The 18373-nt window shown below is 28.9% G+C and carries 21 protein-coding genes; 15 read left to right on the top strand and 6 right to left on the bottom strand.

Annotated elements, in window-relative coordinates; translation table 11 throughout:
- Positions 1 to 16: 16 nt before the first annotated feature.
- Positions 17 to 511 carry a GcrA family cell cycle regulator gene (locus ACTT83_RS05230; RefSeq protein WP_440916912.1) on the top strand — a complete coding sequence of 165 codons (495 nt, stop codon included), beginning with the start codon at positions 17 to 19 and terminating at the stop codon, positions 509 to 511.
- An 8-nt stretch (positions 512 to 519) separates the two neighbouring features.
- Here the strand turns inward: ACTT83_RS05230 and ACTT83_RS05225 are convergent, their stop codons facing one another.
- Positions 520 to 1473 (bottom strand): complex I NDUFA9 subunit family protein, encoded by a 954-nt coding sequence (locus ACTT83_RS05225; RefSeq protein ID WP_440919053.1) that lies wholly within the window; start codon positions 1471 to 1473, stop codon positions 520 to 522.
- 17 nt (positions 1474 to 1490) lie between these two features.
- On the opposite strand from ACTT83_RS05225, the gene ACTT83_RS05220 reads away from it, so the two are divergent.
- From ACTT83_RS05220 to ACTT83_RS05155, 14 genes are read left to right on the top strand one after another with little or no spacing between them, the layout of a single operon-like run.
- Positions 1491 to 2102, top strand: coding sequence for a ribonuclease D (locus ACTT83_RS05220; protein WP_440919052.1), 612 nt, complete (start codon positions 1491 to 1493; stop codon positions 2100 to 2102).
- Positions 2103 to 3071, top strand: coding sequence for a KpsF/GutQ family sugar-phosphate isomerase (locus tag ACTT83_RS05215; RefSeq protein WP_440919051.1), 969 nt, complete (start codon positions 2103 to 2105; stop codon positions 3069 to 3071).
- A complete protein-coding gene (gene lptC, locus ACTT83_RS05210) occupies positions 3071 to 3670 on the top strand; it encodes an LPS export ABC transporter periplasmic protein LptC (RefSeq protein WP_440919050.1) in 600 nt (199 codons plus the stop codon). The genes ACTT83_RS05215 and lptC overlap by 1 nt, the downstream gene beginning before the upstream one ends.
- Position 3671: 1 nt before the next feature.
- The gene (locus ACTT83_RS05205; RefSeq protein ID WP_440916917.1) at positions 3672 to 4448 is read left to right on the top strand and encodes an ATP-binding cassette domain-containing protein; all 777 of its coding nucleotides are present in this window, start codon (positions 3672 to 3674) and stop codon (positions 4446 to 4448) included.
- A 6-nt stretch (positions 4449 to 4454) separates the two neighbouring features.
- On the top strand, positions 4455 to 5771 hold the full coding sequence (aroA, locus tag ACTT83_RS05200) for a 3-phosphoshikimate 1-carboxyvinyltransferase (protein ID WP_440919049.1): 1317 nt from the start codon (positions 4455 to 4457) through the stop codon (positions 5769 to 5771).
- Positions 5771 to 6439 carry a (d)CMP kinase gene (locus ACTT83_RS05195; protein ID WP_440919048.1) on the top strand — a complete coding sequence of 223 codons (669 nt, stop codon included), beginning with the start codon at positions 5771 to 5773 and terminating at the stop codon, positions 6437 to 6439. The genes aroA and ACTT83_RS05195 overlap by 1 nt, the downstream gene beginning before the upstream one ends.
- Entirely contained in the window at positions 6426 to 8153 is a 1728-nt protein-coding gene (locus ACTT83_RS05190) for a S1 RNA-binding domain-containing protein (protein WP_440919047.1), read from the top strand. The genes ACTT83_RS05195 and ACTT83_RS05190 overlap by 14 nt, the downstream gene beginning before the upstream one ends.
- A gap of 14 nt (positions 8154 to 8167) precedes the next feature.
- The gene (locus ACTT83_RS05185) at positions 8168 to 8461 is read left to right on the top strand and encodes an HU family DNA-binding protein (protein ID WP_440919046.1); all 294 of its coding nucleotides are present in this window, start codon (positions 8168 to 8170) and stop codon (positions 8459 to 8461) included.
- Positions 8448 to 9122: an orotidine-5'-phosphate decarboxylase gene (gene pyrF, locus ACTT83_RS05180; RefSeq protein WP_440919045.1), complete on the top strand. Its 675-nt coding sequence runs from the start codon at positions 8448 to 8450 to the stop codon at positions 9120 to 9122. Before ACTT83_RS05185 ends, pyrF begins: the two co-directional genes overlap by 14 nt.
- A complete protein-coding gene (locus ACTT83_RS05175) occupies positions 9119 to 9736 on the top strand; it encodes a phosphoribosylanthranilate isomerase (protein ID WP_440919044.1) in 618 nt (205 codons plus the stop codon). Before pyrF ends, ACTT83_RS05175 begins: the two co-directional genes overlap by 4 nt.
- Entirely contained in the window at positions 9733 to 10977 is a 1245-nt protein-coding gene (locus tag ACTT83_RS05170) for a tryptophan synthase subunit beta (protein WP_440919043.1), read from the top strand. The genes ACTT83_RS05175 and ACTT83_RS05170 overlap by 4 nt, the downstream gene beginning before the upstream one ends.
- Positions 10961 to 11761, top strand: coding sequence for a tryptophan synthase subunit alpha (gene trpA, locus ACTT83_RS05165; RefSeq protein ID WP_440919042.1), 801 nt, complete (start codon positions 10961 to 10963; stop codon positions 11759 to 11761). Before ACTT83_RS05170 ends, trpA begins: the two co-directional genes overlap by 17 nt.
- Positions 11758 to 12684 (top strand): acetyl-CoA carboxylase carboxyltransferase subunit beta, encoded by a 927-nt coding sequence (locus tag ACTT83_RS05160; protein ID WP_440919041.1) that lies wholly within the window; start codon positions 11758 to 11760, stop codon positions 12682 to 12684. The genes trpA and ACTT83_RS05160 overlap by 4 nt, the downstream gene beginning before the upstream one ends.
- Positions 12677 to 13906 carry a bifunctional folylpolyglutamate synthase/dihydrofolate synthase gene (locus tag ACTT83_RS05155; RefSeq protein ID WP_440919040.1) on the top strand — a complete coding sequence of 410 codons (1230 nt, stop codon included), beginning with the start codon at positions 12677 to 12679 and terminating at the stop codon, positions 13904 to 13906. The genes ACTT83_RS05160 and ACTT83_RS05155 overlap by 8 nt, the downstream gene beginning before the upstream one ends.
- On the opposite strand, the gene ACTT83_RS05150 is transcribed toward ACTT83_RS05155, so the two are convergent.
- The 5 genes from ACTT83_RS05150 to hisG all read right to left on the bottom strand — a co-directional run.
- The gene (locus ACTT83_RS05150) at positions 13903 to 14220 is read right to left on the bottom strand and encodes a thioredoxin family protein (RefSeq protein WP_440919039.1); all 318 of its coding nucleotides are present in this window, start codon (positions 14218 to 14220) and stop codon (positions 13903 to 13905) included. The genes ACTT83_RS05155 and ACTT83_RS05150 overlap by 4 nt on opposite strands.
- Positions 14221 to 14254: 34 nt before the next feature.
- Complete coding sequence (locus ACTT83_RS05145) at positions 14255 to 15691, bottom strand: exonuclease domain-containing protein (protein WP_440919038.1); 1437 nt, start codon at positions 15689 to 15691, stop codon at positions 14255 to 14257.
- 8 nt (positions 15692 to 15699) lie between these two features.
- Positions 15700 to 16386, bottom strand: a complete 687-nt coding sequence (locus tag ACTT83_RS05140) for a hypothetical protein (RefSeq protein WP_440919037.1) — start codon at positions 16384 to 16386, stop codon at positions 15700 to 15702.
- 37 nt (positions 16387 to 16423) lie between these two features.
- The gene (locus ACTT83_RS05135) at positions 16424 to 17521 is read right to left on the bottom strand and encodes a DNA recombination protein RmuC (protein WP_440919036.1); all 1098 of its coding nucleotides are present in this window, start codon (positions 17519 to 17521) and stop codon (positions 16424 to 16426) included.
- 216 nt (positions 17522 to 17737) lie between these two features.
- On the bottom strand, positions 17738 to 18373 hold a 636-nt coding region (gene hisG / locus ACTT83_RS05130; protein ID WP_440919035.1), incomplete at its 5' end, for an ATP phosphoribosyltransferase.

Below are 18373 nucleotides of genomic sequence, written 5' to 3'. Positions count from 1 at the left end.
TAAATATAGATTTATTATGAGTTGGACAGATGAAAAAGTAGCAAAACTTAAGGAATTATGGGGTAAAGGCAATACTGCAAGTCAAATTGCAGAGATAATAGGTGGTATTAGTCGAAATGCAGTTATAGGTAAAGCTCACCGACTAAATCTTTCAGCAAAAATAAAAACAAGGTCTGCAACCTCTAATGAAAATTATGAAAATTCAGTTGATAATAAAAATGTTAAATTAAAACGAGGAAGAAGAAGTAAATTTAAATCCTTAATAATTGAAAAAGATTTTGAGCCTGAAAATCCTAAAACACTCGAAGAATTGGATGAAAACTCTTGTAAGTGGCCTATTGGTCATCCAAATGAAAAGGATTTTTATTTTTGCGGTCGTACATCATTAAAAGATTTTTCTTATTGTAAACTTCATTTACTTTATGCTTATCAGCCAAAAGGTAAAAAAGATGATGTGACAGATAAAGATGAAGTGCCAGAATTTATAGAAAAAAAAATCAAGTCAGCTTAAATTTTTTTTTAAGAGAGATTTTTTTTTGAGAATTGACCACCTTGTCTCCACATATAACAATACTTTTCTACTTCTTTTTCAAATAAACTTTTAGCTGGAAATCCAATATCTGTATTTGTTTTATACTTTCCTGATACAATATTATCATAATTTAAAAGTCTAAGCTGATCCTCAGTAAGTAAAGGTTTTGGAAATAATTGAAAAAATTTTGCAGATAATTTTCCTAAAAATAAAGGTAAAGGCAATAAAATTCTTTTTTTACCAATAAGATTTAACAATTTTTCAATTATTTCCTTTAATGTTAGGGTCTCAGTGCCTACACACTCAATTATTTGAGAAGAAATATTTTTTGAAATAATATTGTATATAATATCAACTAAATCTGAGGAATGAATAGGCATAAACTTTGTTTTTCCATTATAATAAAGTGGAAATAATGGAAGTCTGTTCAATAGCGTCATAAAGCTAGTTGTAAAGTTATCATCGACAGAATAAACTACCGACGGTCTTAAAATTGTTGATAAAGGAAAATTTTTTAATATTTCTTTCTCACCCTCTAGTTTGCTTTTTGCATAATCAGAGTTCGTTGCTTCATTAATTCCTAATGCAGATAAATGAATTAAATGTTTCAAATTATTTTGCTTACATAATTTTGCAAGAAGCGAGGGAAACACTGTATGAATATTTTTAAAGGAACTACCTTTTTTTTCGAATAAAATACCTATTAAATTTATGCAAATATCTGCTTTATTAAATAGATTTTTAATTTTATCTTCATCGAAAATATTTGCCTCAACAATATCTATATATCCAGCATTTCCTTGGGTTTTTATGATGTGGCCCTTTTGATGAATGTTCCTGGTAACAACAATAACTTTAAAGTCATTTTTTGTTAGCTTTCTTATTAGATGACGTCCAATTTGACCACTTCCACCAAAAATTAGACAATTTTTTCCTTTCATATATATAAGATACTTAAATGAATATTGATATTAAACTTCACAAAAATGACTTACCAGATGATTTGGAATTAGGCAACGTAATAGCTGTTGATGGTGAGTTTATGGGTCTAAATGTCAGACGTGATCCTTTATGTTTAATTCAAATTTCAACAGGTAATTCCGATGCACATATAATTCAGCTTAATAGATCAAACTATCATGCGCCAAACCTAATAAAAATGTTAAGTGACGATAAAATTACAAAAATTTTTCATTATGGTAGAGCGGATATGGCTCATATAAAATATTATTTAAAAACCGAAACAAATAACATTCTTGACACTAAAATCGCAAGTCGTTTAGCAAGAAGTTATGCTGATAATCACTCACTAAAAACTTTGATTAAAGAGTTTATAAATGTAGATATAAGTAAACAATTTCAGAATTCAGATTTTGGAGGTGACTTAACACCTGCTCAAATGAAATATTGTGCTAACGATGTTATTTATCTTCATAGAATTCACGCTGAGTTGAATAAAATATTAGAGAGAGAAAAAAGAATTAATTTATATAAAGATTGTCTTAAATTTTTAAAAACAAGAGTAGAACTTGATTTGGCTTTATTTAAGGATGATATATGGTCCCACTAGATGAAAAAAACAAAATTTATTAAAGTTGCCAAAGAAGTAATTGATCTTGAAATCAAAGCATTAATCAAATTAAAACGAAGTATTAATGAGTCCTTTAACCTGGCAGTCCAACAAATATTAAAGTGCCAATCAAAGATAATTTTATGTGGCGTTGGAAAAAGTGGATTAATTGCAAATAAAATTGCCTCAACCTTGTCTTCAGTTGGTACCCCAGCATTTTATCTCTCAGCAAGCGACTCTTCTCATGGAGATTTAGGAAGTATTTCAAAAAAAGATATTTTGATTTTAATTAGTAATTCAGGTGAAACAAATGAGTTAAAAAATATTATTCAATACGCCAAGAGAAATAAAATTTTACTAATTGGTGTAGTTTCACAAAAAAATTCAGTTCTTTACAAATCAGCAGATATAAAATTATTCATTCCTAAAGCAATCGAGGCAGGAAGTATAATACCAACTTCAAGTACAACTTCCCAATTAGCCTTGGGTGATGCTTTGGCAATCGCAACGATGAAACATAGAAAGTTTAACAAAAAAGATTTTAAACAAATTCATCCTGCGGGAAGTTTAGGAGCTAAATTGAAAACTGTAGAAGATATAATGCTTAAAGATAATGCAATTCCATTCGTAAGTGAAAATTTTAAAATGAGAGATGCATTAAAAATTTTAAGCTCAAAAAAATTAGGCTTTTTGTTAGTTAGGAATAAAAAGAAATTAACCAAAGGTATAATTACTGATGGTGAGCTAAGAAGATTTAGTCAAAAAAATCAAAATCTTCACAATATTTCAGTAAGAGAGATTATGACTAAAAATCCTATTGGTATCGATAAAAATGAATTAGCAGTAAAAGCACTTGCTCTAATGAATAATAAAAAGATTACTTCCTTATGTGTTTACGATAAAAAAAATAAACTCAAAACCATAGGGGTTCTCCATATTCATAATATATTGCAATCAAACATTTCCTAATGAGAAAAAAAATTATTTTAGGAATTTTTTTTATAATCTTTTTTTTTTCTTTTTTATTTTTTTTCTATGTTACAACAGACGAAAAAAAGCTAATTGAAAAAAAAACAAAAATAGAATTAGTCGAAAAAGAAAATATAGAAATTTCTGAGGAACAAATTGAAAGTTCAAACATAATAGAAGATGTTAGCTATTCTGCAAAAGATATAAAAGGGAATGAATACTTTTTAAAAGCAAATGAGGGTATTATTGACCAAAATGAGAGTAATTACATTTTTTTAAAATCAGTCAAAGCAAATATAAAACTTAAAAATTACAAATTCATAGAAATCTCATCGGACTTTGGAAAATATAATATTAATAATTATGATACTATTTTTTCGAAAAATGTAATAATTACCTATTTAGATAATAAAATTACAGGAGATTATCTTGATTTTTCATTGGACAAAAATTTAATGATAATTTCTAAAGGTGTAATCTTAGAAAATGATACAAGTTCGCTTAAGGCTGATGTGATTGAGATGAATGTCGAGACAAAAAATATAAAAATATTTATGTACGAAGAAGATAAAAAAGTTAATATTAGATCTTTAAATTAAAATGGCATTAATTAAAAAATTTCGTATAAAATCTTTCAAAAAAATTAAAACTATTATTGAATTTAATAATGTAACTCTTGCTTATGGAAATAGAATAATTTTAGATAATATAAGTTTTAAAATTAATGAAGGTCAAATTTTTGGTATGCTTGGTCCAAATGGAGTTGGAAAATCAACAATATTTAATTTAATAACAGGACTTATAAGTCCAAAATATGGAAAAATCAAAATCGACGGTGAGGATGTAACAAAGAGCCCGATATATTTAAGAACCAAGAAATTTAGAGTAGGTTATGTTCCTCAATATGGTGGGTTTTTTAGTGACTTAACTCTTCATGATAATTTAAAGGCTATAAGCGAAATTGTTATAGAGGATAAAAATATAAGACAGGAAAGAATTGATTATTTATTATCAAAATTTGAGCTTGAAAATATTAAAAACATTAAAGCAAAATTTTTATCAGGTGGACAGAAAAAGAAACTTGTAATTTCTCTATCACTTTTGAGTAACCCAAGAGTACTTTTATTAGATGAATGTTTTGCAGCATTGGATGTGTTAACAATAAAGATGCTACAGGAAATTATTGTAAATTTACAACAGGAAAATCAAATTACTATTTGTATATGCGATCATCAAGCAAGAGATTTATTAGCTTGTGTTGATGTTGCTATGATTTTAAGTAATTGTAAAGTGATTGCACAAGATACACCTTCGAATCTTGTTAAAGATATTAATGCGAGAAATGCTTATTTTGGTAATAGTTTTAAATTTAATTAACACTTAATGCCAAACAAAATCATTTTTAAAAAAAAAATTTCAAACTTTTACAGAAAAATTTCAATACCTGGTGATAAAAGTATCAGTATTAGATGGGTACTTATTTCATCTCTTTCCAATGGAGTCTCAAAAGCAAGAAATTTATTAATGTCTGAAGACGTATTAGCAGCTATAAATGCAATTAAAAAATTGGGTGTTAAGGTTGTTTTAAAAGACAATATTTGTAAAATTTATGGCGTAGGTGTAAGGGGTTATAAATACAAAAAATATCTAACAATTAATGCTCATAATTCTGGAACTCTTGGAAGATTAATCTCAGGGATTTTAATTGATACTACTTACCCGATAAAAATTGTTGGCGATAAAAGTTTATCGAAAAGAGATTTTAAAAGAGTTGCGAAACCTCTAAGTAAGTTCGGAGCCTCATTCCAACTTAAAAATAATTGTAATTTACCACTTGTAATAAAAGGATCTCAAAATTTAAAACCAATTAAATTTTTTGAAAATAAAGGTTCGGCACAATGTAAAAGTAGTGTTATTTTTGGTGGAATTAAAGCTGATGGAAAAACTTTCATTAAAGCAAAAAAATCTAGAAATCACACCGAACTTCTCTTCAAGTATTTAAAATTACCAATTAGAATAAAAAAAAATAAAAATTTTGATATTATAGAAATTCGCAAAGTAAAAGAAATTAAACCGATAAATTATAAAATTCCCTCAGACATTAGCTCAGGCGCTTTCTTTATCGCCCTTACTGTGCTTTCAAAAAAATCAAAGCTTATTATTAAAAATATAAATGTAAACCCAACAAGAATCGGTATTGTTTCAATTTTAAAAAAAATGGGAGTAAAAATTTTGCTTATAAATAAAAGAATTTATAAAGGAGAAGCAATTGCAGATGTTTTTGTGGAAAGTCCAAAAAATCTTAAGTCTATTAATTGTCCACCAAGTTTGAATAGTGAGGCTATAGACGAATTTTTAATTATTTTTTTAATAGCTGCTAAAGCTAAAGGTGTGTCTACTTTTAAAAATTTAGAGGAACTTGATAAAAAAGAAAGTCCAAGATTAAAATGGGGTTCAAAAATTTTAAGAATGATGGGTGTTAAAGTTATCACAAAAAATAACTCTATTAGAATTTTTGGCAATCCCAATTTAAAAGTTAATAAAAAGATTAAAATCCAAAAATATCTAAAAGATCACAGGGTTTTTATGACCAGCGTTATAGCCGCTTTATCTTTTGGTGGTGAGTGGCATATTCATGATAAAGATGCAATTAAAACTTCATTTCCATCTTTCTTAAAATTAATAAAAACATTCAAATAATGAAGAATAAAAAAAAATTTATAAAAGTTGCAATTGACTCTCCTGCTGCAGCAGGAGCAGGAACTTTGGCTAAATCAATTTCAAAATATTATAATCTTTTATATTTAGACACAGGTAAAATTTATAGAATGATAGCTTTTATTAAGATTTATCAAAAAAAAAGATTTAATATAAAATTTTTAAAAAAAAGAATTAAAAAATTAAATTTAAAAAAATTACAAGATAAAAAATTACTTTCTGATGAGGTTGGTAGTGAAGCTGCTACAATTGCCAAAGACAGAAATATAAGAAAACTTGTTCATTCTTTCCAAATAAATTGTGCCTATAAACCTCCAAAAAAATTTAATGGTTCTTGCTTAGATGGTAGAGATATAACATATAAGATTGTCCCCGATGCTGATTTTAAATTTTTTGTTACTGCAAATTTAAAAATTAGAGCCAGAAGGAGGTATCTTGAATTAAAAAAATTAAAAAAAAAAGTTTCATACTCGGCAGTTCTAAAAAGTATCCAAAAACGTGACAAAAGTGACTATAATAGACAAATTTCGCCCCTTAAGAAAACTAAAGATTCTATATTGATAAATACCTCAAATTTATCTAAAAGATCGTGTTTTTTAAAATTAAAAAAAATTATAGACAAAAAATTATTAATTAATGGAAATTTATAAAGATCTATCAAACCCTGCATCAAAGGAATTCGAAAAATTATTAAATTCTAAACTTTCAAAAACCCAGATTGAAGAGGGAAAAATAATTGAGGGAAAAATCAATAAAATTACTGACAAATTTGTTTTTCTATTTGTTGAAGGTTTAAAAAGTGAGCCAGTATTAGATATAAACGAACTTAAAAGTATGGGTTTGGGTGATAAAATAAAATTAGGTGAGACAATTGCAGTATTATTAGAAAAAATTGAGGATAAAAATGGGGAAGTTTTAGTTTCAGCAAATAAAGCTCAAAAAATAAAAGGATGGGATAAGCTTGTCGAAGCCTATGAAAAAAATGAACCTATAATGGGTAAAATAACTTCTAAGTGCAAAGGTGGGTGTATAGTAGAGCATATTGATACCGGCTCTCTGATGTTTTTGCCTGGATCTCAAATTAGTGACAAGCCACTAAAAGATATTAGTCACTTAATGAACGAGCCACAAAAATTTGCATTAATTAAATTAGATAGAGTAAGAGGAAACGCTTGTGTATCTAGAAGAGAGATTATTTCTTCTTTTAAAAAAGAGGATAAGGCTAAGATCATAGAAAAATATAAAGTTGGAGATATAATTAAGGGAGCTGAGGTAAAAGGTTACAGCAGCTTTGGATGTTTTTTTAATGTAAATGGAGAGCTAGACGTCTTAGTGCACTTACAAGAGATTTCTTATTCAAGAGTTAATCATCCAGATGAAGTTTTTAATATTGGAGAAAAACATGATCTGAAAGTAATATCAGTTGATAAAGAAAAACAACAAGTCGGTTGTAGCGTAAAACAGTTATCACCAGATCCTTTTGAACATATTCAAAATTATGAATTAAATAAAGTTTACAAAGTTAAAGTTGTTAAAATTATGGACTTTGGTGCGTTTTGTGAGTTAGAACCTGGGCTCACTACATTACTTCATTCAAGTGAACTTAGTTGGAATAAAAAAAATGCCTCCGCAAAAAAAATGTTTAAAGTCAATGATGTAATAAATTGTGTTATTACTGAAATAGATCAAGATAAGAGAAGAGTTGCAATTTCACACAAGTTAGCATTAGAAAATCCGTTTGAAGTTTTTGAAAAAAAATTCCCAGTTGGATCAATTACTGAGGGAGAAGTGGTAAACAAAAATGAATATTCATTATTTATAAAGATTGGAAATCTAGAAATTGACGCATTTTTACATTGTAACGATTTAACCTACTCAAATAATGGTGAGCAAGAACTCAATAACTATAAAAAGGGAGATAAAATTAATGTTAAGGTCTTGGAAATTAAAGTTTCTGAACAAAAAATAAGAGTTGGTCATAGACAGACCCTTCCAGATCCGTTTGATTGGTTTAAAGATAAAAAAATTCAACAGACGATAACTGTCAAGATCATTTCAACAGACTCTAAAGGATTAATAGTTAGACCTGAGGGATGTAATATGGATTTTCCAATTAAAAAATCTAATATTGCAATAAATGCTGCTGATACAAGAACTTCAAGATTTACAGGAGGGGAAAGAATAGATTGTGCTATTGCAGACCTAGATAAAGAAAAAAGAAAAGTTACTCTTAGTATTAAACTTTTAGAAGAGATAGAAAAAAAAGAGGCTTTAGAGAAATATGGAACAGAAGGTTCTGGAAAAAATTTACCTTTTTCATCATTATCAGAAGATTTAAAAAAGAAAGATAAAAAAAAAAAATAATTAATTAAATCAAATTGGCTATTGTAAAATCAGAGCTTATTAAGGAACTCAAAAAATCCTTCCCAAATTTTTTAATTCAAGATCTCAATAAAGTTACAGAAATAATTCTCAAAGAGATTAAAGATACACTAAGAAGAAATGAAGGTGTAGAATTAAGAAATTTTGGAACTTTTCGCTCAAATATTCAAAAAGCGTCTATTAGAAGAAATCCTAAAACAGGGCAAAAAGTGAGTGTGCCCCAAAAAAAAACAATTAAATGGAAAATGTCTAAAGACCTATTTAAAAAGCTAAATAATGAAAAAGAATAAAATTTTTATAGCTTGTGATAACACTAAAATTTCAATAATTAAAAAAATTATCAGTGAAACTCAAAATTCAAAAATAAAAGTAGGTTACAAATTTGGACTTGAATTTCTTAACTCTAAAGATGGTAGATCCTTTCTATCTAAATTAAGGAATAAGACAATATTTGCAGATCTGAAACTTCATGATATCCCAAATACTTGTGCATCAGCCGTTAAAGCGATGAAGGATTTAAAAATTAATTATTTGACTATACACATAAGTTCTGGCTTAGAGGCCTTAAAAGCAACAAAAAAAGTTTCAGGAAAAATAAAATTAATTGGGGTGACAATTCTCACATCATTGGACAATAAGGCATTAAAAGATATTGGATTTAATAAAGATGTAAAAAAATTAGTTCTTCATCAGGCAAGACTAGCAAATAAAGCTAAATTAGATGCAATAGTATGTAGCGCTCACGAGGTTAAACTAGTTAAAAAGGTATTTAAAAAAGAAATCATAACTCCGGGTATAAGATTTAATTCTAAATCAAATGATCAAAAAAGAGTTTTAACTCCTAAACAAGCTTATAAAAATGGCAGCGACTGGCTTGTAATGGGAAGGCCCATAACCAAAGGGAATATCAAAAAAAATATTAAAAATCTAATCGACCACCTAAACCAATGATTAAAGGTTTAAAAATTTGCGGGATCTCAGATCCTGAAACTTTAAACTATATTTTAAATCACAATTATAAACCGATAATGATAGGTTTCATTACAAACTATGAAAAAAGTAAAAGATTTGTTGAATATGAAAAATTGAAAGATTTAATTAATTTAGATAAAAAACAAGTAAATTTTGTTTCAGTGCTAGTAAATCCAAATGATGAGATTTTGGAAAAAATTAAAGATTTTCATTTTGATTATTATCAACTTTATGATGTGAGTCCTGAACGAACACAAGAAATTAAATCTAAATTCAAAAAGAAAATAATTACAGCTCTTACTATTTCCAGTAAAGATGATGTTATTAAATATAAAGATTATTCAGAAATTTCTGATATAATTTTATTTGACTCAAAAGGTTACGATAAATCTGAAAGTTTTGATCATAGTTTACTAGATGATGTACCTAGTGAATTGAATAAAATGATTGCAGGAAATATTCAAATAAATGATATACCTAATTTGAAAAATAAAGAATTTATTGTTGATCTTAGTGGCGCATTAGAGGATCAAAATGGAAAAAAAGATATCAATAAAATTGATAAATTGTTAAATTTATTTGAGAAAACATGAGACTTAAAAAAAAAATTCCAGTAATTGATCAAGGGAATTCACTTGGATTTTGGGGGGGCAAATTCGGAGGAAACTATGTTCCTGAGACTTTAAAAAAGCCAATCGAAGATTTGGAAATTTTATTTAATAAACTTAAAAAAGATAAAAGATTCATTGCTGAAAGAGATAAATATTTTAAAAAGTGGGTTGGGGCTCCCACAAGGTTTATAAGACTTAAAAATCTCACAAATTACATTGGTGGTGCTCAAATTTGGTCTAAAGTTGTGTCAGATGCAAATGGAGGAGCCCATAAAATCTATAACGCTACTGTTCACTGTTTGCTTGCAAAACGATCTGGTAAAAAAATAATATGTGGAGATACTGGTGCTGGGTATGCTGGAAAAATGTTAAGTATGGCTGCCAAAAAATTTGGTTTAAAATGTAAGATATTCATGGGCGCAAAGGATATTGCTAGACAACAACCAAATGTAAAAGCAATGAAAAAAAATGGTGCTGAAGTAATACCAGTCTATTCAGGAAGTCAAACACTTGTAGATGCTGTCTCAGAGTGTATGAGATTCTGGGTTGCAAATTGTGATACAACAGCAATGTGTGTTGGTAGTACTGTTGGTCCAGCAGTTTTTGTTCGTATATGTGGATGGAGCACAAGCCAAATTTCAAGAGAGTTAAAAGTACAACTAATTGAGGAATTTGGATCAATTCCAAAAAAACTTAAGTTATACAATTGTGTTGGGGGCGGGAGTTCGAGCTTTGGATTTTGGAATGAATTTATGGATTATGATAAAAAACAAGTTGAGTTTATTGGGGTAGAAGCTGGTGGACCTGCAAAAAGTAAAAAACATGCAGCACCTTTAACCTATGGTTCGAAGATTGGTATACTTCATGGCGCAGCTCAGTACGTTAATCAAAACTCAGATGGACAAATTGAAGAGACTGAGTCAATTTCTGCAGGACTTGATTATCCTGGAATTTCTCCACTCCATTGTTTTTTAAAAGATACAAAAAGAGCCAGATATACAGCTGCAAGTGACGAAGAAGCTTTAAGTGCTTTTAAACTTGTGACTAAATTTGAGGATTTAAGACCATCCTTAGAACCAAGCCATGCTTTTTTTGTCGCTCTTAAAGAGGCAAAAAAACTTAGCAAAAATACTGTGGTAGTAATTAATAGCTGTGGCGATGCTTATAAAGACCGAGGAATTTTAGAAGAAAGATTAGGCAAAAAATATGTTAAATCCAATTAGTTTTGCGTTCAAAAAAGCAAGGGCAGAAAACAGACCGGCCTTATTAACCTACACTGTTGCGGGTGATGGCTCAAAAAAACAGTCCTTGGATATATTAAAATCTATATCTAAAAATGCAGACATTTTAGAATTAGGTGTACCCCACAACACTCCTGTTGCAGATGGAAGCCAAATTCAAACTAGCGCGTATAGAGCAATTAAAAAGGGTATTAAAATAAACGATATATTTAGGATTGTTAGAGATTTTAAAAAATTTGATAAAAACAAACCTATAATATTAATGGGTTACTATAATATGATTTTTCAATATGGAGATAACAACTTTTTAAAAAAATGTAAAACCTCAGGAGTAAATGGATTAATAGTTGTAGATTTACCTTGGCCAGAAAATAAAGATTTCGCAAAAAAATGTAAAAAAAAATCAATTTATTTTATTCAACTTTTATCACCTACAACAACAAGTAAAAGACTTAAAAAAATTATACAAAACTCTCATCCAATGAATTATTTTATATCAATGCTAAGTACTACAGGTGGCAAATTAAAGGTATCACCTAAAGAAATACTTAAAAATTACAATAGGATAAAAAAAATTAATCCTAAAAAAGAGATTGTGATTGGTTTTGGAATTACAGATAAAACAATTGGAAAGCTTAAATCTGCTGACGGATTAGTAGTGGGAAGTGCTATTTGTAAAGAAATTACAAGAAGTTTAAATAGTAGACAAAATCCTGTCACAAATGTAGGTAAGTTAGTAAGAAAATTAAAAAATAAAATAAGATGAATTGGATCACTAAAATAATCAAAGCAGGTGAAAAAATTAAATCTGTAATCCATAAAAGAGCATCAAAAGAGGACATTGCGAATAGTGATTGGACATCGTGTTGCAAAGGCCCAATATTAAAAAAAGATTTAGAAGAAAATCTTTGGGTTTGCCCTGATTGTAAAAAGCACCATAGAATTAAACCAAAACAAAGATTTGATATTTTATTTGGGAAAGACAATTACGAGATATTTCAAACACCTATCCCAAAAGATGATCCTTTAAACTGGACAGACTCAAAATCCTATAAAGATAGATTGAAATCTGCTAGAAAAAAAACGGGTATGGATTGTGGGATGATGGTCGTAAGTGGCGTTATCAATGATATTAAAATTACAGCAGTTGCATCTGATTTTGATTTTTTAGGTGCATCAATGGCAGCTGCAGAAGGAGAGGCTTTCTTGTACGGTATTCAACACGCAATTGAGAATAAAACTCCTTTTCTATGTGTAAGCGCTGGAGGTGGAATGAGAATGATGGAAAGTTTAATTTCTTTATCTCAAATGACAAGAACTACACTAGCAATAAATGAATTAAAAAATAATAATCTTCCTTATCTTGTTTGTATAACAGACCCTACTGCTGGTGGGATTACAGCTTCCTATGCAATGTTAGGTGATATTCATATAGCTGAGCCCGGAGCGCTAATCGCTTTTGCTGGAGCAAGAGTAATTCAAGGAACTGTTAAAGAGGAATTACCAGAAGGTTTTCAAAAAAGTGAATACGTTGAAAAGACAGGTTTTGTTGATTTAATTGTTGAAAGAAAACATCTCGCTGAAAAAATTGGAACTTTATTGTCAATATTGTTAAAGAAAAATTCTGTTATAAGCACTGAACAAGATGAAACTACAGAAAATACTCAGTCGCTTTCTAAAATTGCATAAAAAAGAAATTGATCTAAGCTTAGATCGAATTATTCACCTTTGTGAAAAACTTGGTAATCCTCAGGATAAAATCAAAGCCATCAGTATTGTTGGGACAAATGGTAAAAACTCTACAATTCAAGCTTGTTATTCAATTTTAAAAGAGGCAGGAATTAAGTGTAATGTTTATACCAGTCCTCATATTCAAAAAATAAATGAAAGATTTGTTTTTAACAACAAACAACTTGGAGATGATGAACTAGCCTCTTTATTTGAGGAGGTTGAGAGAGTAAATGCGAATAATCCAATAACATTCTTTGAAATTTTGACTGCATGTTATTTTTATAAGGCAGCTCAATTTCCTGATAATCTTAATCTGATTGAGGCAGGTTTATTTCATAGGTTTGATGCAACAAATATTTTAAAAGATAATCTTGCAAGTATAGTAACTTCTATATCAAAGGACCATTTAGACTGGCTTCCAGAAAATGAAAGAACAATCGATAAGATTATTTTTGAAAAGACTTCAAATCTTTTAAACTCAAATATTATTGTTGCAAAACAATACCCTCTTTCAACATTAGAAAAGATAAAAAAGACTATTCACCAAAATCAATCTAATAAGTATTTTTTTAATGATGATTTTTCATTTTCAAATGGAGAAAATGAATTCTTTTATTTTGAGGATAAATTTGGTGGATTAAAATTATCAAAACCAAATGTTTTAGGTCAATTTCAACAAGAAAATATTTCAACAGCAATTGCAACTTTGCGAATTTTAGATCTGGGCATTGAAGATCATCATATTAAAAAAGGTATCCAAAAAATCAATACTATTGCAAGACTTCAAAAAATTGAGTCAGGTAGATTAAAAGATTTAGTTAAAGACAATCTTTTTTTAATATCTGGGGATCATAATGAAGATGGAGCAAGAGTATTAAATGAATATTTAAAAAGCCTAGATTGTAAAAAACATATCATTATTGGTATGATGAATAACAAAGAACACGAAAAATACATTAACCATTTTAGAGATATCGCCTCAATAACAACTGTAGATATTAAAAACCAGCCAAATGCAATTAGTGGACTTCGACTAAAAGAAAAATTTAAAAATATTCCAAATGTAAGTTATAAAGAAAGTATTGAAGATGCGATTAAAAGCATAAATCTAAATCAAGGAGATCTGCTTCTAATTACTGGATCTTTATACCTATGTTCGGAAGTTTTGAATTTAAATTAGATATTTTTTTCTAAAAATTCTTTCATGTGACTCTCGGGTACACCACCAACTTTTCTATCTACTTCAACACCTTTTTTATAAATAATTACAGTTGGCACCCCTCTGATTCCAGCGGCACTACCGGTATTTATTCCACCTTCTTCAATGTCTGCGTAATAAAATCCTGCTTTATCTTTATACTCAACAGCTAACTTATCCATGATTGGTTTTAAAGCTTTACATGGTCCACACCACGCAGCTGAAAATTGGATTACAGAAACATCTTCATTTTTAATTTTGTTATCAAAATCTTCATCTTTAAAATCTGTTAGCATATAATCTTTTTATAAATTACCAATATAAAGTCAACTAGGCAATTTCATATTTTTTTTCAATCGACATTATAAATTCATTTATTTCATCCAATTTTTTTAATTCTTCCTCATCATCTCTATTAGAAGCTTGATCTCTTAAATAATCAATTTCAGTGTAAGCCATATTAACAGTTTGCCACTTTTCCTTATTTTTGCTCAAAATTCTTCTGGCAATTTCACTTTTAATATTTTTATAAAGATCGGGTGGTAAGATTTGTGGTGCTTCTTGATAAATAATTTTTTGGCCGAACCAGCTACATCTTTTATCTTGAAACTTATCTAATAATCTTAATTTGTCTTCCCAAGATGAACTGTGCCAAGTTTTAAATAATGCAGTATCTTTATTCGGAATAAATTTTTCATAAAGAGTCTCCTCTGGTAATAAATCTTCTTGAGTTTTTGTTTGCTCCTTTTCCTCTGCAGCTTCTCTATTTATAACTTGAATATTTTTACAAAAATTTTCATTATCCCTAACAAGTTTAGCCCTTTTTTGAATAGTTGCTAAATCTAAATCTGAATAAGGTTTTTGTTTAAGAGCAAATTGTTTATCTAAAATTACTGGAGCTTTATTAGTTTTTAAAACTCTTAAAGCCTTAGGGCTATATTTTTTTAATACATCTCGTAATTGATTTACTGGTAAATTTAACAATGGTTCAGGATCCCTTCTTAAGTCCCAAACATATCCCCAGGATGCATAAGATGGATGAAAGCAATGATTTGGATGTAATGTACTGGTAAGATACATCATATTTCTACCCTTCACATTTTCAAATGTTGAATAAATACCCTCATTTTTTAAAAATGTTTCAACACTTGCCTTTGTTGATGTTTTTAAAAACGTGTCCCAAATTTCTTTATGTTTATCTTTAATTATTCTAAGTACCTTTAGTGAATTCTGTGCATCAACATATGCCGTATGGCTAGCTGAAGTGTCAAAACCCTGCATTCTAGATAAAGATTCCAGTGCAAGACTTGGATTACCTGCTTCGGTTAGCTCTGTTTTTAGGGTCTCTGAGTTTAATGTTTGGGCTGCTCTAGCTATATGCAAACCATCATGTTCACTATTGGGCGATGAGTGGGTGGCATAAGGATACCTATTACCCTTAAAAAAATTAAAGTGGAACATTCTTCGATCAAAATTTAAATTTGACCAACCCATAAATACTGCTGGAGCACACTTTGTGAAAAAATTTTCAACAGCACCTAAAAAATCATAATGTGAATAATTGCCTTTGGTAAGTAAATCAATGCTAGTTGAATTAACAAGTAAGGCCTTTGCACTGGGCACCTCTCCTTCTGGCATTCTGCCTCTGATATTTAATTTTCCAATCTCTTTAAGATTTTTATCAACAACGACAGCACCTACTTCAATTATTGATCCCCAAATAGTGCTATTGGTTGTTTCGGTATCATAGATTACTATTTTATCCATTATTTATATTACTCCAAATTTGTGAGTTCATTAAACTTTTTAAGTCTTCCAAGAAATAAATTTTGATAAGTTACTAATTCAGGTCCTTGAATTTTAAACTTTTGAAACAAATTATCTACTGTGCAAACAAGAATAACGCAAGCATTGATATTTGAATTGTAAACGACATTATGAGCTAATGAATAAGCAGCTGTTTGTAAAAACCAAGAATCTATATACTCAGCTTTTTTTGGTTTATTGGATTGTTTAAAATCAATAATAGTTTCTTTTCCCTCATAAACACCAACGCAATCTGCTGTACCTGCATATCTTTCAGGATAATGCATTGTACATTCCACACCATATATTTCCTCTAATCTGTTTGTTAAACCTTTATCAATTATTTCTTTTGCCATTTTTTTATATTGTTCATTATCCTCAAAGAAACTTAAATTTTCTCTTCCTAATAGAAAAGACTCTAAATAGCTGTGCATCTGAGAACCTCTACTACTGGCTGCTTTTGTAATTGCTTCAGCTTCTTTGTGGCCAGTTCTTTCTCGCCAATTTGCTAAGGCTGCTTTATCTTCCTCTGACTTTGTTGCATCAAGTATTGAAGTTACACTTGGTAATTTTGCTTCTCCTAAAACATATCTTCTTATTCCATCTTCGGTAGCTCTTGAACTTGATGGATAGTTGTATTTTTTATTCCAACGCATTTGATTTCTTATAGTCGGTAATATGTGAAAAAAGAAATTATTTTTTAAGCTGTTTATTTCTCTCAACAAATTTTTCAACGTTCTCTGTCAGTACAGCTTTTTCAACTTGCTCGGGATCTTTAATATTTTCTAAAGTTCTTGTGATTGATCTTGCATCAGTTCCAAACTTATCGACTACGTTCATAGCCTCTTCTAGTTTTTTTCTTAAAACTATGACGTTATCAAAATGCTTTGCAAACCTTGTACTGATTGTTTTTAAGTGGTTATAAATTTCTGTTGCACCCTTTTGAACCTTAAGGGATTGAAATCCCATATGTAAAGACTGTAAATAGGCTGAAAGAGTATTAGGGCCGCAAATTACAATTTTATATTTTTTCATCAATTCTTGGGTTAATAATTCTTTTGTGCTTGGATCTTGATATTCAGTTAATTCTTTATAAAGACTTTCAGTTGGTGCATACACTATTGCAAAATCAGTTGTTTTTGGTGGAACAATGTATTTTTCCATAACACTTTTTGCTTTGGCCTTAAATGCACTTGCTAATTTTGTTCTAGCATCTGCAACTGCTTTTTTATCATCTGCATCATATGCATCAGTGATGGTTTTGAATTTTTCTACTGGAAAATGAGAGTCTACTGGAACCAAGACATCTCCTTGAAGCTTGATTGCAAATTCTACGTTTTCACTAGTATCCTCTTTCATTTTGACATTTGTCATGAATTGAGATGCTGGTAACAAATCTTTAATTAACGCATCCAAAGAATATTCAGCCAAAGTTCCATACTTTTTAACCCCTGCTAAAATTTTAGTAATCCCCTCTTGGCTTTGATTTAATAATTTAACTTGCTCATTAAAGTTACCAACTTTCTCATCTACTTTGGTTAAGGCCTCAGTCATATCCTTTGTAACTCCGGTTGATAAAGAATTAAATGAAGTAGACATTGAACTAAGCGATGTATTAATTGTAGAATTAAGGCTATCCTTTAACCTCATTATTTCAGCATTTAAATTAGCTAATTCCTCAGCTTCTTTATTCTCATTCTCATCTTTAGGTTTTGACCTTAAATTTAAGTATAAAATACCTAAAGTTGCACCAAGTAGTATAACTAGAATTATTAGTAGAATCGTATCCATACTTTTAAAGATATACGTGTTTTAATGGAAATCAACTTATTACTAGATTACTATGAGATACTAAGATTGGTTATTATTTTTAAAAAATAATTAATAAATATGGATTTTTTTTTGGTTTTAAAAGTATTGTTTGTTATTGGAGTGATGATCGCTCTATATGCGATAATTAGAAATTTAGATATAATAAAGATTATTTTAATTTACTTTAAAGATAAATTACTTGGAAAGTAATTTAATTAAATTGTTTAATCGCTTTTTCTTTACATTTTTTTTTGAAGTTAAAAGACAAGCTTCAGATTTTAAAATTTCACCATCCTTTAAGATACGTAGATTATTCGCTTTTAAGGTCTCACCTGTAGATGTAATATCAGTAATCAATTCAGCAGATCCAATAAAAGGATAGGCCTCAGTAGCTCCTAAACTTTTAACTAACCTAAATTGTGTAACACCTTTAGAGAATAAAAAATCCCTAGTTAAATTTGGATATTTTGTGGCTACTCGTAATCTTTTCTTTTTCTTATCTTTAAATTCAAATGCAATTTCCTCTAAATCTGCAATTGTTTGTACATCTATCCATGGATCAGGAATTGCAACTACCAATGTAGCTTTGCCAAAATCATATTTTTTAATAACATTAATTTTCTTTTGATTATTAATTTCGCTCTCTTTTAATAAATCAAAACCGGAGAAACCAATATCCAAAGATCCATCTCCAAGTCTTTCTATAATCTCTCTTGCATGAAGATATAAAATCTTAATATTTTTATATTGCTTTATTGATCCTAAAAGATCTCTTTCTCCTCTTTCAGAAATAAGAGTTAATTTATTTTTTTTAAAAATATTTAAAACATC

Origin of the sequence: Candidatus Pelagibacter sp., assembly GCF_052049775.1 — a bacterium.
Taxonomy (GTDB): Bacteria; Pseudomonadota; Alphaproteobacteria; order Pelagibacterales; family Pelagibacteraceae; genus Pelagibacter.
This window is presented reverse-complemented; position numbering and strand designations above follow the sequence as displayed.